General features: G+C 39.5%; 16 protein-coding genes. 4 read left to right on the forward strand and 12 right to left on the reverse strand.

Translation table 11 applies throughout. From position 1 onward, the window contains the following. Positions 1 to 157: 157 nt before the first annotated feature. On the forward strand, positions 158 to 757 hold the full coding sequence (gene safA / locus RRU94_RS00790) for a SafA/ExsA family spore coat assembly protein (RefSeq protein WP_315691388.1): 600 nt from the start codon (positions 158 to 160) through the stop codon (positions 755 to 757). A gap of 156 nt (positions 758 to 913) precedes the next feature. Here safA and RRU94_RS00795 read toward each other — a convergent pair whose 3' ends face one another. Beyond that, positions 914 to 1342 carry an S-layer homology domain-containing protein gene (locus tag RRU94_RS00795; protein ID WP_315691389.1) on the reverse strand — a complete coding sequence of 143 codons (429 nt, stop codon included), beginning with the start codon at positions 1340 to 1342 and terminating at the stop codon, positions 914 to 916. Between the two features lie 376 nt (positions 1343 to 1718). On the opposite strand from RRU94_RS00795, the gene RRU94_RS00800 reads away from it, so the two are divergent. Beyond that, positions 1719 to 2213 carry a hypothetical protein gene (locus RRU94_RS00800; RefSeq protein ID WP_315691390.1) on the forward strand — a complete coding sequence of 165 codons (495 nt, stop codon included), beginning with the start codon at positions 1719 to 1721 and terminating at the stop codon, positions 2211 to 2213. A gap of 512 nt (positions 2214 to 2725) precedes the next feature. On the opposite strand, the gene RRU94_RS00805 is transcribed toward RRU94_RS00800, so the two are convergent. Both RRU94_RS00805 and RRU94_RS00810 read right to left on the reverse strand, forming a co-directional pair. Further along, positions 2726 to 2962, reverse strand: a complete 237-nt coding sequence (locus RRU94_RS00805) for a DUF1450 domain-containing protein (RefSeq protein WP_315691391.1) — start codon at positions 2960 to 2962, stop codon at positions 2726 to 2728. Between the two features lie 47 nt (positions 2963 to 3009). Beyond that, positions 3010 to 3975 carry a cupin domain-containing protein gene (locus RRU94_RS00810; protein WP_315691392.1) on the reverse strand — a complete coding sequence of 322 codons (966 nt, stop codon included), beginning with the start codon at positions 3973 to 3975 and terminating at the stop codon, positions 3010 to 3012. Between the two features lie 120 nt (positions 3976 to 4095). On the opposite strand from RRU94_RS00810, the gene RRU94_RS00815 reads away from it, so the two are divergent. Beyond that, positions 4096 to 4959 carry a LysR family transcriptional regulator gene (locus RRU94_RS00815; protein ID WP_315691393.1) on the forward strand — a complete coding sequence of 288 codons (864 nt, stop codon included), beginning with the start codon at positions 4096 to 4098 and terminating at the stop codon, positions 4957 to 4959. A gap of 182 nt (positions 4960 to 5141) precedes the next feature. On the opposite strand, the gene RRU94_RS00820 is transcribed toward RRU94_RS00815, so the two are convergent. Both RRU94_RS00820 and RRU94_RS00825 read right to left on the reverse strand, forming a co-directional pair. Continuing rightward, positions 5142 to 6101: an aldolase catalytic domain-containing protein gene (locus tag RRU94_RS00820; RefSeq protein WP_315691394.1), complete on the reverse strand. Its 960-nt coding sequence runs from the start codon at positions 6099 to 6101 to the stop codon at positions 5142 to 5144. A gap of 93 nt (positions 6102 to 6194) precedes the next feature. Next, positions 6195 to 7097: a YitT family protein gene (locus RRU94_RS00825; protein WP_315691395.1), complete on the reverse strand. Its 903-nt coding sequence runs from the start codon at positions 7095 to 7097 to the stop codon at positions 6195 to 6197. Positions 7098 to 7585: 488 nt separating this feature from the next. On the opposite strand from RRU94_RS00825, the gene RRU94_RS00830 reads away from it, so the two are divergent. Continuing rightward, positions 7586 to 8698 carry a Glu/Leu/Phe/Val family dehydrogenase gene (locus RRU94_RS00830; protein WP_410492961.1) on the forward strand — a complete coding sequence of 371 codons (1113 nt, stop codon included), beginning with the start codon at positions 7586 to 7588 and terminating at the stop codon, positions 8696 to 8698. A 273-nt stretch (positions 8699 to 8971) separates the two neighbouring features. Here RRU94_RS00830 and RRU94_RS00835 read toward each other — a convergent pair whose 3' ends face one another. From RRU94_RS00835 to RRU94_RS00865, 7 genes are all read right to left on the reverse strand, one after another. Further along, positions 8972 to 9277 carry a YerC/YecD family TrpR-related protein gene (locus RRU94_RS00835; protein ID WP_315691397.1) on the reverse strand — a complete coding sequence of 102 codons (306 nt, stop codon included), beginning with the start codon at positions 9275 to 9277 and terminating at the stop codon, positions 8972 to 8974. Between the two features lie 148 nt (positions 9278 to 9425). Next, a complete protein-coding gene (locus tag RRU94_RS00840; protein WP_315691398.1) occupies positions 9426 to 9728 on the reverse strand; it encodes a YerC/YecD family TrpR-related protein in 303 nt (100 codons plus the stop codon). A gap of 107 nt (positions 9729 to 9835) precedes the next feature. Further along, the gene (locus tag RRU94_RS00845; protein ID WP_315691399.1) at positions 9836 to 11023 is read right to left on the reverse strand and encodes an MFS transporter; all 1188 of its coding nucleotides are present in this window, start codon (positions 11021 to 11023) and stop codon (positions 9836 to 9838) included. A gap of 92 nt (positions 11024 to 11115) precedes the next feature. After that, positions 11116 to 11652 (reverse strand): gamma carbonic anhydrase family protein, encoded by a 537-nt coding sequence (locus RRU94_RS00850; RefSeq protein ID WP_315691400.1) that lies wholly within the window; start codon positions 11650 to 11652, stop codon positions 11116 to 11118. A gap of 91 nt (positions 11653 to 11743) precedes the next feature. After that, positions 11744 to 11944, reverse strand: a complete 201-nt coding sequence (locus RRU94_RS00855) for a hypothetical protein (RefSeq protein WP_315691401.1) — start codon at positions 11942 to 11944, stop codon at positions 11744 to 11746. Positions 11945 to 11982: 38 nt separating this feature from the next. Beyond that, complete coding sequence (locus tag RRU94_RS00860; RefSeq protein WP_315691402.1) at positions 11983 to 13314, reverse strand: CitMHS family transporter; 1332 nt, start codon at positions 13312 to 13314, stop codon at positions 11983 to 11985. 166 nt (positions 13315 to 13480) lie between these two features. Beyond that, complete coding sequence (locus RRU94_RS00865; protein ID WP_315691403.1) at positions 13481 to 14641, reverse strand: CaiB/BaiF CoA transferase family protein; 1161 nt, start codon at positions 14639 to 14641, stop codon at positions 13481 to 13483. Between the last annotated feature and the right edge of the window lie 114 nt (positions 14642 to 14755).

A 14755-nucleotide genomic window follows, 5' to 3' on the forward strand; every position in this document is an offset into this window, starting at 1 on the left:
TACCGGTTTGTTAAAAATAGTTAACCCAACTAAGTAGATAAATAACAGCATTGCATCATTCTTATCGTAATGGGATAAATTGATTGTTGGTTGACTTCTAGCTTTGTGTTTAAATGGAAAAGTCTTATTCAGTCAATCAGGAATTTTAGGAGGAAACATGAAGAAAATTATTGCCGCAACACTGCTTACCGTCTCTCTAATGCCATCTCTTGCCTCAGCAGCCACCACCTATACGGTTCAATCTGGAGATACAATGTGGAAGATTGCCAGTAAATATAAGGTTGGAACCTCAGAAATTATTACAGCAAATCCATCGGTAAAGAACCCAAACATGATTTATCCGGGCCAAACGCTAAACATTCCGACGGTTTCCACAGCTGTAACAAATGCGGAAGCAGAAGTGATCCGTTTAGTTAATATTGAGCGTCAAAACGCAGGCCTTAAGCCGTTAACACAAAATTGGGAGCTTTCTCGTGTCGCTCGAATCAAATCTCAAGACATGATGAAAAATAATTATTTCGCCCATAATTCACCTACATATGGTACTCCATTTAACATGATGAAAAATTTCGGTATTACATATAAATCAGCAGGAGAAAATATCGCCAAGGGGCAGACAACGCCTGCAGCAGTCATGAAAGCTTGGATGAATTCTCCTGGTCATAGAGCAAACATCTTAAACAGTAACTTTACTCAAATTGGTGTAGGCTACGAGCCAAACGGAAATTACTGGACACAGCAATTTATCCAGAAATAAGGGGAAAAGGGCAAGCTAATTAGCTTGCCCTTTTTGTCTTTATATTGAAAAATACTTGTTCTGTCGGTGTGTATCAATCAAATTTTACGCATATTTTAAAACAAAGACAGAAAAAAGAGCGGTTCAACAAGCCCACTCTCTTCCCTACTAAGATGTTTAGGATTTTGCGAATACCATCGCCGTTTTTTTATTGTACAGGTGCATTCTATAAACCATTAAAGCAAATTGACCTCTTGTTAAAGGCTCAGTTGTACCAAATCGGTTGTTCGATTTTCCTTTAATGATACCACGTTCTACAAGGGAGTTTACAGGCTGTACATAGCGGCCTGTTAAATCTGTGAATTTGGTTGATGTGCTATTTTCAGAAGTGCCTTCAAGCAACTCCATTTCAAACGCGTTCATAAAGATAATAGCTGTTTCGCCTCGCGTTATGTTGTCCACAGCTCCCAAGTATACATCTGACTTACCATTTACAATTCCAGCATGTTTAAGAGCAGCCACGGCTTGAGCTGCACGAGCCAGCACATCTTTAAAATTCGTCTCAGGGGCATTCTGGAGATCAAGTTCCAAGTATTTGGCTATCATAATAGTAGCATCCACTCTTTTAATTGGCATCTCTACTCCGAATACCTCGGATTAACCATCAGAGATATAATTATCCATAAGGAAATCTACAGCCTCTTCGTAAATTGTCCCCTTAGTGTGCGGACGCTGGTGAAATGGACGACGTGAAAATGGCTCCTGCTACTAGTGATGCAGCTAAAACATGTAACGGCTTTTTCATTATGCCTTTCTCCTTATATCAGCTTTGATTCTACAACCTAGTACAATAAAACAATAAATGGATGAACATACAAAAAAAGTATTACTTTCTGTTTTGCTCTTAGGCTCAATATTCTCACTTTTTCCTTTGCTGCTTTTCAATTGGTATAATAAAAGCAAAAACTAAGGAGTTTTATAAGTGAATCATTCAGCTTTGTACCTGGTAACGGATCCAGCAGTTAAACAAACGAATCCGGACCAACATGTGTTTATGGAATTTGAGCGGCTTTACTATGTAACGAATCCCATTAATCGCCATGTCAACTTAATTGGAGAAAAAGCCCTTCGAGAACCTTCTGATGAGCTGAATTTCATTTTCGGTGTTCCAACTATGAAAGATGTCGCGAAACTGGTAAAGCATGATCGTGTGTTTCGTCAGGCTGTAATGGAAGTGTATGATGAAATAGACAGCGAAGATGAGATAAGGATAGATATGGTTGTTCGCTTGGTTTGTCTTGACGAGCTGCTAGGATTCTTGGACGGGGCTTTTAAATTGTTTTCCTATATAGGTGATGTATCCGAGCGGTTCACTACCCCCTACCCTAAGCAGATTCTCATACAAGAAGGCCCTTATCAGTGGGATGATGAGGGCTGCTGTTATAAAGAAGTCTTGCCTAGTACAACAATAGACTGAGCTCTTCTGTTTGGTTTTGCAACGACAACAAAAAAGAGCGGCTTCTATTTAAGACTGCCGCTCCCCTATTTATTAAAATGCAGACATAAGAGATGTAACCATCACGAACAAGTTAACGCATGAAGCCATCGTTACCAGGCGAAGAATCCCTTGCTATTTCCTCCCACAGCTGCTCTGCCTCTTCCATTTTCCCCAGATCGATTCAATCACTTATCCTAGAACACATGCAAATAAATAAGCCAGGGTGATAGCAGCAGGCCTATAAATAACATTTTTGTCACTGTAGTACACCCTCTTCACAACATCTTTATCGCTTCTCTTTCAAAAAGTCAGCGCTTACAAAGAAAAACAAAGTATATATGATTAATCTTAAATAAAGTCTACTGCAGCCATCTAGCACATTTGAGCGTAATTCCATATGCTATCCAAATTCCTGGTATGCTTTGTTTCCCTGACTAAAAATGGGATGAAGCATGTTAAGGCCTGTAATTTGTCTATTCTTAGAAGACCCTTTATGGTCTTTCATTAACCGTTTGAATTATTTTTTTAACTAATGCATTTACATTCTTTGCTTCAATTGTCGTTAACTGAATTCGGCAGAATGGAGTCACCCGACATTCTAAACATCGTTTAAAACAACCAACTACTATGGGTTCTACTATACCTTGATAATCACGTTGCAAAATGTTTATCACTTTTCCAGCTTCGGTTGCTTCAATATTGCGCTTACAAAACTTAGCCACCCGCATTCTTTAACGTCCTTCCATAATATGCAACCAAATATTAGCTTTACTTATCACTGATCGTAATGAGTAAATTGAATGTCTAAAGTACGTAGATACGTTTGAAGCCCCGCATCCTGAATCGGTATAATGTATGCGGCCTCTCCAGACTCATTGTGATGGGAATGCCACAACCCAGGAGGTGTAACGAAAGCTTTTCCTGTCACCCAATCGATGCGAACAGGATCAATGATTTTCTGAGAATCTGGGTCTATCTGATCTCCAACCAATGTGTACGTACCAGGTGCTGCATAAGCAACAAAATCAAGAGCAACTGATTTATGGCTGTGAGGAGCTTGATTAGATCCTACTGGAACAATCCCAAACATTGCCCATAATACATGCGTAATGGTTAATGTTTGATCGAATTTTTGGTTATTTAGCAAGATAGAGATACGGTTTTTTAAATGGGCATCGGGTGCATTTGCTACTTCATCCAAATATGCTTTAGCTTGCTCTGCCGTATAAAGTGTTGGTGTAAAACGGGCTTCTGTTGCTTTTACACCTAGATAATCTAAAAGAGGAGTATCTAAAATGTAGTAGATCGTTGTATCTTCCGCTGCAGTATGAATGCTGAGTGATCCTGATGGAAGTGTTAAAAAATCTCCTTTTTTCCAATTGATCACCTGGCCATTTGTTTCGGTACTGCCAGCACCAGAGATAATGTAATATAATTCACTCGTTGCATTTGGCTCTGTTTTAATCAAATCTCCTGCTTTTATGCGTATGAAGTGTGCAAGAAGAGAAGGGCTGGTTGCTGGATAGTCTGTTCCTAATTCTTCACTTAAATCCAGCGTTTCAATTCGGGTTTCTCCAGAATTGTATAACTCCGGTTCGAATTCTTTAGCGGGAATCGGGCTAATAATTCCGCTGCCGATTGGATCAGCAGCATTCGTGTACTCGTAAAAGCGGGCATCTCCAGTCCAGTTCTCTTTTACCTTCCCAACAGATAATTGACCTGGCTTTGCATTTGTAGTCATGTGTAAGCCTCCTGTCATAATTTATACAGTTAGTTTATCTTGTGAAGAGATGCGAGTAAATTATATAATTTATATAACTATTATATGTTTTTTAAATAACTGAATATCAGGTGACGGAAAATGGAACTTAGACAGCTGGAATACTTTATGGCTGTAGCTGAAGAACTTAATTTTAGCCGTGCGGCGAAACGTCTTCGAATTACACAGCCCCCATTAAGCTTACAAATTCGGAATTTAGAGAAAGAGTTAGAAGTCATTCTTTTTTACCGTAATAATCGGCATGTGGAATTAACGGAAGCAGGAAAAGCATTTTATAAGGATATTTCGAAACTATTCGATCATCTTCAGTGTGCTGTTGAGAATGCTCAACGCAGCCACGAAGGAAAGCTTGGAAACCTTCGAGTAGGTTTTGTTGGTTCAGCGACCTATGATATTCTTCCTTCTGTTCTGAGAGAATTTCGTTGTCTATTTCCGGACGTTCAAGTACACCTTCATGAACTATCGACCCCGCTGCAAGTGGAAGCATTACGTCAAAACGAAATTGATATAGGCGTTTTAAGACCACCTGTGCTGGATCATTCTTTATGTACTGAAATTGTGTCCATTGCTCCTTGTGTATTAGCTGTTCCAAAACAGCATCCATTACTAAAAAAACAAAACATTTCCCTTGCCGATCTTAAACCTTATCCATTTGTTATGTTATCGCCAAAAACGTGGGCAGGTCTGTATAATGAAATTTTGGGTTTATGTAATCCTATTATTCAACAAGAAGCTCTCGAGTTCCAAACCGTTATTGGATTGGTTGCCGCTGGAATGGGAATAGCAGTGGTCCCTCAATCAGCTACAAATCTTCATACCCAAGAAGTAGTCTACAAAGATATAAACAATCAGTTACCCCTTGCTTCCATGGGGGTTTCTTATCGACGGAACGATCAGTCTCCTCTCGTTAAAGCTTTTGTCAAGATAGCACAAGAAAAGGGCTAATATAAAATCAGTTTGTAGTGAACCTCTCCACCTAAATCAAAGATTTTGATGGAGAGGTTCACCCGGCCCGAGCTAGTTTAAAGACCATTTTTTTACTGCCGCACTAACTTATTTCTATAATAAAAAGAGCCGCCCGTAGGCAGCTATAAAATAGCGATTATGAATACAATTAACTCTCCAATCTACTTCGTAACTGTGGCAAAAGTAGCTTCAGGTCTCGCTACCTTTTCATAGAAATCTACAAATCTATCCCGGTCTGCACTATCCCGGTAAGCCATAGCGACACGCGGATGTTCATTGAGCACACCAGATATCATATAAGGAATAATGTAGCCCCATTCCCATTTTTGACGCATATCCAGCATGTACTTTTCAATGATGCTAAGGACTGGTTTAAGCTCATAGCTCGGTTTTGGAATATAGCTAATGAGAAGCTCTGTGTTGCAATTGCCAGCTGCACGCCCCATTCCGTAAACAGATGAATCAAGAAACGCAACCCCATTTTGAAACGCAGTTAATGTATTGGCAAATGCCAGCTGCATGTTGTTATGCGTGTGGACGCCAAGCTGTTTGTTGGGAATCATGGATTGAAACTTGTTCACCTGATGCTCGATATCTGCCGGTTCCAAACTGCCAAAGGAATCTACAATATACACAACATCTACCGGACTTTCTTTCACCATTTCAAATGCTTCAATAAGTTGATGTTCAGGTGCACTTGATAAAGCCATAATGTTGAGCGAAGTCTCATAACCTAAATCATGAAACATTTGTACAAGCTCTAAGCCTTTATTTACTTCACGGATATAACATGCCACCCGAATCATATCCAAAACACTTTGCTCCCGCGGCAGAATGTCGCTTGGATCTACTCGGCCAATATCCACCAAAGCAGACAGTTTTGTAAACTTTTTCTCAGGAATAATTTCTTTCAGGAAATTATCATCAAGAAATCTCCATGGGTTAGGCTCAGATACATTCAGAAGTTTAGCAGAGTTTTTATATCCGATTTCCATATACTCAACACCTGCCGCACTTAAACCGTTATACAAGTCCTGAACAAATTCAACACTGAAATCCCAATTGTTGACCAAGCCCCCATCACGAATAGTACAATCTAAAATTTTGCTGTGATCATTCATAATATCAACTTCTCCTTTTGTTTGTGCTTGTGAGTCACCCTATTGTTTTAAACATGTATGTTTTGTATTGTAATTCTTTAAAAAGCATTAACTTCAGGTTTTCAAATGTTGAATATTCAAAGCTGGACTTGAACTAAGTGCCTTTTTGCCTTCGGGAACCGGAAAAAATGGAGTAAATCCTTCACCAAATACCTCAGTTGCCTCGCACAAGATGATAAAAGCATGAGGATCAATTTCCTGTACAGCAGATCTTAAGTCTTTTACTTTTGATTGCTCAAGGACAATCATCATAATGACTCGTTCACTACCGCTATAACCCCCTGCCCCTGATACTTTCGTTAAACCCCTGCCTAATTTATGTAGAACCCAATTGGCTATCCTTTTTTCAAAATTTTCAGAAGATATAACATAGACTATATTTGACTTCGTGTTTTTCCCTTGAATAATGTCCATTGTCTTTCGAGTTACAAACGCTCCAGCCAGAGCATACAATGCTTTTTCGGGAGAAAAAATAATCCCTCCTGCTATCATAACGGCTGCATCCATATACATAATCGAAGTACTATGTTTAACATTCTTTATTTTATGTAGAATTTGAGCAATTAACGTAAAACCCCCGGTATTCCCACCTGCTCGAAAAACCAGCCCCAAGCCGGCCCCTACCCCCAGACCGCCGCAGATAGAAGCCAATAGAGGATCGTTCGTAAGCGGGGGCAAATCGTTTGTAAGGTAAACAAAAAACGGAATTAGCAGAGATCCAATCACCGATTTTAAAATAGAATGCACGCCTAAAAAGTAACAACAAACAACTAATAAAAACAAGGTGGTTATCCATAAAATGATGGCTGAAGGAGCGTTGAATATAGAACTAAGAACAAGAGAGGCTCCTGTTAAACCTCCAGAAGCTATTTGATTTGGCCCCTGCAGGAGTGTGAAAGATAAGGCAATAATAAACGTGCCTGCTAACATAGAGGTATAGTGCTTTACTTGATTCATAATGCAGCTCCTTCCTTTTAAGAGATTATATTTTTAAAATGATTTTCACGCAAAGACTCCAATCAACGCTTTGCTGTTTTCTCGCTTTTACGCTTTTACTCACTAAATTGCAAAAGTTTATTAATAAAAAAATAGAAAAGATACAAAAATATCTCCAAAAACATGCATGCTTTATTGCGTTAAAATCATGATGCTGTAAAGAGTATTCGCGTTAAAACAAGCGTTTGCTTGATACATTTTTATGTATTATGATTTGAACCATTACCACCTGTAAAGACGAAAAATTCTAACAAATTGACAGGCCAGAAAGAAACAGGAGTTGAGCGAAAGACCTGGTCTCCTTCTAAGTTTCATTAATAAAACCGGAAACAATTTACACGTCCTCAAGCAGGAACTAAAAAGAAAATCTGCGACAATCAAAAATTTGAAAGGAAAGTGAAGTAATGAAAATTATGCTGCCCAAAAATGATCAGGATCTAAAGGTTTCCATGACGACAGATCTATTCGAAAAAATGCAGGAACATGAGCAGGTCGTGTTTTGTAATGACCCGGAAACCGGCCTAAGAGCCATCATCGCTATTCATAACACTACAGCGGGTCCAGCCCTCGGAGGGACTAGAATGCGAAATTATGAAACTGTTGAAGAAGCATTGGAAGATGCCTTGAGACTGTCTAAAGGCATGACATATAAATGTGCTGCTGCCGATCTAGACTTTGGCGGCGGAAAAGCAGTTATAATTGGAGACCCTGCCAAAGATAAAACACCAGAATTATTTCGAGCATATGGACAATTTATTGAATCGTTAAACGGAAGATTCTACACAGGAACAGACATGGGCACTGTACTAGAAGATTTTGTACACGCTTCCAAAGAAACACGCTGTATTGCTGGTTTGCCAGAAGAATATGGGGGTGGCGGCGAAACTTCTATTCCGACGGCACTTGGCGTTCTTTATAGTATAAAAGCTGCTGCAAGCTATTTATGGAACAGCGAAGATCTATCCGGAAAAACTATTTCGATTCAAGGTTTAGGGAAAGTTGGATTTAAAGTAGCTGAACATTTGTTGAATGAGGGAGCAGATTTATATGTAACAGATGTAAGTTCGGATGCTATAGATCAAATTAGAATAGCTGCTGAAAAGATGGATCGAAAAGTTATTGCTTTAGAAGGCAATGAGATTTACGGGGTTGAGGCGGATCTGTTTGTTCCTTGTGCTATAGGAGGCGTTATTAATTATACAACTATTGATCAGCTCAAAGTTAAAGCGATTGTAGGAGCTGCAAATAACCAGCTTCTAAGTGAAGACTGCGCTGAGCTTTTGAGAGAAAAGGGAATCCTATACGCACCAGATTATATTGTAAACAGTGGCGGGGTCATTCAAGTGACAGATGAATTATACGGACCTAATAAAGAAAGAGTCCTTCAAAAAACGAAAACAATTTATCATACACTTTTAGATGTTCTTCACAGAGCAGAATCACATAATATTACCACTGTGGAAGCCGCAAATCTGCTTTGTGAAAGTCGAATTGAATTTAGAAAAAATAGAAACAGCTTCTTCTCACCACTAAAACGCCCGAAGTGGGTAATTGGTTCTTAAAATAAAGCAGGAAGACACATTACTTTAAAAAAAGACTTCTATCAATAAAGTGTTCTTACACGAAAATTGGTTGAATGTAAGCTCCCTGTTCCCTTTCGTTTTTTTAAAACAAGCATTATACCAATGGCTTTATATTTAGTAAATTTTAATACAAAAAAGGTGCACTTACTCGTTAGAGCAAGGCATCTTAACTAAATTCTTTTGATTTTTCAAAACCATATTTAGTTTTTAAAGAACTGAAGCCGTTTTATATATTAACTGTAATTAAACATGTTACTTCATACTTCCTTCTTTTTCTGGTAACCGTTCTAAAACCTCGCGTAAACAGCTTTTCTCTCTTTGCAGACTTTTTTTCATACGAAATATTAAGTTTGATCTGGCATTGGTTTCTAAATTAATCATTTCATATGTTTCTCCGTTCAGAATTCTTCTGGCTACATGAAACCTCTGTGTAAAAGCCTCTAGTTCTTTTAGCGTACATAAATCATCAAAAAAATCAGCACATTCTTCCATTGTATTTAATGAAAGAATAGCTTTAAAAAGTTGTTCTCTTGCTGCTTTCTTTTTGTTTTCATCCATACTTATTCTCCTGAAGTATATGAAATTTTTTATAGTTAAAGGGAAGCTTCTCTTTACCCTGGAAGCTCCCTATCTTTGTCCAAATTACTTTTGATTTTGGCTTATAAACTGGCGGCGGGCTGATATTGCATCTATCTGTCCAGTTACACTACCTTTTTTCGTAAGACTCTATGCGATCTAAGGCGATCCGATATCCATCGTTTCCATAATCCATTAGCTTTTTAATTCTGGAAATCGTTCCTGAAGCAGCTTTGGTTTCCGTCTGGATAAAGTCATAAGTACATCCTTCTTGAAGCAGCCTTGCAACTTCCAGCCTTTGTGTAAAGGCAGCCAGCTCATTCATTGTACATAAATCATCAAAAAAGGCCCTGCACTCTTCGTGTGTCTGTAAAGAAAGAATAGCATTAAACAATTGCTGTACGTTTTTTTCAGGCAATTTCTTTATATACATAGCGTATCTCCTTTAACGTCTAATACACCAATTTAACTAATATGCACATTTCGGTTGCTCAATGGCTCTATTCACAGCAAGCAGAGATCAACTTTTCGAATATTCAGTCACTGCTTGCTGTTAGATTGATTAATGCTAGTTGCGGCTCTATCTGTCTTTTTTTGATGGGTGCTCATAGAACCGACCATAATAAGGGCACCGCATAAATAAAATACACCCGACATACCTAATGAACTGGAGATTGCCCCCAACGATAAAGGTCCGATAATTTGTGTTAATTTGTTAAACATCAGCCGCAAGCCAAGCCCCTCTGCCATTCTTATGCTTGGCAAAGATTCTATGGTCATAAAAATAGACAGCGGCTGTCCAATCCCTGTAAAAAAGCCAAGGATAAAAGATAAAAGACTAAGCCCGATTACGTTGTCTGTTAAAGGGTGGAACAAGTATATTAAACCTGAAATGATGATAGATACTGTCATAACTAGATTTCTTTTAAAAAGATGAGAAAGCCACGGCAAAATATTATGAATTAGTATACCTGCCCCTGCATTCAATGCGATAATGACCCCAATAGCAGCGTTTGAAATTCCTTTATCTGCTGCCAGCAATGGAAAAAAAGCTGTGTATGTTTCACGCGCAAGTAAAATCACGGAACTTACCATAATCGCTTTGCGCAAATTAGATATACGCACCAAATTGAAAGAGTTTTCCGTTTGCATCTTCGGTTTATCTAAAAACGATTTTTCTTTTTTGAACAAAAAAGAGGCCGGCAATAAAAGAAAGAGAATAGCACCCAGCAAAAGAAAAGCATAGGTGTAGCTGTAAATATCCGATAGAAAGCCTCCAATTAAAGGTCCTATAAAACTCCCAAATGCAATTCCAATACTTAATAAAGTAATGTAATGTTCACGAAGCTTTCTTTTTAAAAACTGACCTGCATAAGCCTGAATAGCGAGAACAAATATTAATTGCGAAAGGCCGGAAAATACTTGGGAGACGTATAAGCCTAAAATATTGGTAAACACAGAAAGCAGGATCATGGAGGCACTCCCAAAGAGAATACTGACAGCTATCGGAATTTTTATCCCAATCCGATCTATAATTTTTCCTGACTTAATAGATAAAAATAGCGGCAGAAAAGAAAACAACGCCACGATAACACCGATTTCAGCATGACTGGCACCTAGATCATTTGCATACAGGGGAACAAGAGGACGGCTCCCCGCAATGCTGCTCATAAATATGCTGGTACAGATAAAAACGAGATATTGGTCAGGCCTTTTCCATTTTTTCATTCCATCTACCTTTCAAAACAATTTATAGAAAATAAGCAGACTCGTCTTACATGGGACGGTCTGCTTGATAACTGTTTCTACAAAGGCAGAAATTATTTGAGAACATTTTCTTTTTCGATGATGTCCTTCTCTTTATACCTTATCCCATTTTTTACGTACTGAAGAGCTCCTTCTTTAGCACGTTCTATATTTTCCGGTGTCAGTTTTCGAATTACTTTGGCAGGAACTCCAGCTGCTAAAACGCCAGGTTCAATTACTTTCCCTTCTGGAACAAGTGCACCCGCAGCGATTAAAGCTCCTTCTCCGATGACAGCTCCATTTAAAATCGTTGCACCCATGCCAATCAGTGCGCCATCTTCCACTGTACATCCATGTAAGACCACATTGTGCCCTATGGTAACATGTTCACCCACATTAACTGGATAGCCTGGATCAACGTGAACAACAGCCCCATCTTGAACATTGGATCCTTTTCCAATTGTAATTTTCTCATTATCCCCTCTTAACACAGCATTGAACCATACGGATGTTTCCTCCTGAAGCTCTATGTTTCCAATTAACTGAGTTCCCGGAGCTATATATGCACTTGGGTGTATATTCGGGTGGTACCCTTTAAACTTATACAGCATTCTTCATGCCTCCCTGTTGAACGAATAACGATTCCTCTATAAAACAAAATTTCAAAGGAATCAATCTTGTAAAATTTTCTCTTAAACCTTTTTAATAAAGCGAAAAGAACTGATAACGAGCTTTTCGTCCACAAAAACTACACATTTTTCCGTGGTATTTTACCTTAGCAATGTGTGGAAGATGGACGACTTTCAAAGCCTCGGTTACGTGTTTTTGACAACAATACTTTCCTGCCCCCGCTTGTCCAGTAGTATGCAGCATAGATTCATTGTTAACAGCCAGCTTTTTCATATTCGTCATCCTCCACACCTCTTGATGTTTTGTTATGGTTATAAAGAAATGGTTCCTTGAAATACCCCTACAATGATATAAATCAGTAGAATCCCTACAGACCATTTAGCAGCATGTTTATGAAGGTCTGACAGACTGATCCCTGTTATGTGAGTTAATAAATAAACCGATGCGACGAGCGGGCCCATAATACCAAATGATGTTCCATATAAAGAGGCGGTTCCGAGTGCCAGAGTATCGATCCCGTATGCAGCAGCCGTTTCAGCCAGTACTGGCAAAATACCGAAATAAAATCCGTCAGGACCGATCAAAAAGAGCGCAGGAGCACTGACCACGGCAGTAATTAGTCCCATAAAGGCGCCGAGGTCTGTTGGAATAATTGCTACCAATGATTGAGCCATTGACTCAGAAATGGGGGTGCCTTTAAAAATCCCTGAGAAAATCCCGGCAGCAAGTACCATACAGACAACCGCCAGTGCATTTGGTGCGTGAGCTGCCAATCGCTCCCGCTGATCATTGATAACTGGATAATTAATCAATAGACCAAGTGCTGTACCCATAATAAAGAGAACAGCCGCCGGCAGCCATTCCAGTACAATGGCGACCATAATAACTGTAGATAAAAGGAAATTGATCCAAATTAACTTTGGACGCTTTAAACTCGAATCTGCAGAAGGAATGTTTTCGATTGTTGCACTTTCGATCGCTGCATCTTTGATTTTAGCTGTCTGCATCGAAATAAAGTCAATGTTTTCCTTTTTGCACCGGGCACGTTCTTTTAAGCCGATAAAATAGGCAACTCCAATAACATATAGCAAACTAATCAGCATTCCTGGCAGCATTTGAAGATATAGTTGAGTCGGGTCAAGCTTTAATACGCTCGCTACCCTGCCCGCAGGACCGCCCCATGGAACTAGCGTGGTAATTCCAATTTGCATGATTGTAATCGAAGCCAGAATAACCGGGCTGATGCCGAGCTTCTTATATAATGGAAGAAATGCGGTCACAACGATCATCATTGTGGTAGATCCATCGCCGTCAAATCCAATTAGCCCGGCTAGCACAGCAGTTCCAACAATGATTTTCAGAGGGTCACCTTTGGCCAACTGGATGATCTTTGATGTCAAGGGGTCAAACAATCCCGTATCCAGCATGATGCCAAAATACATAATAGCAAACAGCAGGAGAACCGCGGTAGGCGCTACACCCAAGATTCCTTCCATCATTAATTCTCCTAGCTCTGGACCAAAGCCCCCTAACAATCCATACACAATAGGCACAATGGTTAAGCCGATAAATGGTGAAATACGCTTTGTCATAATTAGAAACAAAAAGGTGAAAATCATGGCAAACCCCAAAATAGACAACATATGCTTTATTCCTCCCCACGCCCGTTTTTGGTACCGCTTTCAAGAGTGCATAAAATTCAAATCGGCTTAACCGTACCCCTTATTTAAATTTCTGATTGCCTTTTTACCAGAATTGACAAAAAGGCAATGATCAATAGGCTTAACATACTTTAATCAATTTGAATGACTATTTAGGCTGAGTTAATTTTTGACCAATGACTTCTTCGTTATGCTGTCCTAATTCGGGGCCAATCCATTCAATGCTGCCCGGCGTTTCAGATAGTTTTGGCACAATCCCAGGAACGAGCACCTGCTCTCCATCAGGCAATGTCACAGTTTGCAACATATCCCGCGCTTGAAATTGCTCATCATTCACGATATCTTCAATGCTGTAGATAGGACCTACCGGCACTCCAGCTGCATCAAGAATACTTTGTACTTCTTTTTGTGTATGGCGCTTTGTCCATTCTTCAATTACCTGGTCTAAGTATTCTGCATTTTCGGCCCGTCCCTGATTGTTTAAATAAATTGGGTTTTCAGCAAAGTCGGGACGTCCAATCGCCACTGCGAACCGCTTAAAGATACTGTCACTGTTTGCCGCAATGACAATATACTTTCCATCAGCGCATAAATACGTGTTAGATGGGGCGATACCTTCCAATGTAGCACCCGTCCGTTCTCGCACAATCCCTTTCATGTCATACTCCGGCAGAACACCCTCCAATAAAGAAAAAACAGACTCTGTCAAGGCGACATCTACACACTGTCCTCTTTTTAAGGGATCCATATCTCTAGCTCTCAATGCCATTAAGGTGCCATTCACCGCATACAGACCTGCAATTGAATCTCCAACGGCTAATCCGACACGGACTGGCGGACGATCAGGGAATCCTGTCAGGTAGCGGAGACCGCCCATGGATTCAGCAACGCTTCCAAAACCTACTTTGTCACGATAAGGCCCTGTCTGGCCGTATCCAGAAATCCGAGTCATAATGAGGCTTGGATTTATTTTCTTTAAGTCTTCATAGCCAATTCCCCATCTTTCGAGCGTGCCTGGACGAAAATTTTCAATAATAACATCTGCATCTTTTGCTAGCTCCCGGACCATTTCCTGCCCTTCTTCTTCGCGAAGGTTAAGCGTAATTGATTTTTTATTTCGTGCATGTACATACCACCATAGTGAAGTCCCTTTGTGCATAACACGCCAGTTGCGCAGAGAGTCCCCGTTCTTCGGATCCTCTACTTTAATAACTTCCGCACCAAATTCCCCAAAAATCTTTCCTGCAAATGGAGCTGCTACAAAGTTCCCCAATTCTAGTACTTTAATGCCTTCTAATGGTTTTTTCACAAGGCTCCCACCCTTCATTTATTCATTTTTTAATGCAAAGGTTGATAAATTAAGTAAAGGTTATTAAATAGACAGAATATTCTAATAATGTATGCAATTAAGATTACACTTTTT

Origin of the sequence: Domibacillus sp. DTU_2020_1001157_1_SI_ALB_TIR_016, from assembly GCF_032341995.1 — a bacterium.
GTDB classification, from domain to species: Bacteria; Bacillota; Bacilli; order Bacillales; family Domibacillaceae; genus Domibacillus; species Domibacillus indicus_A.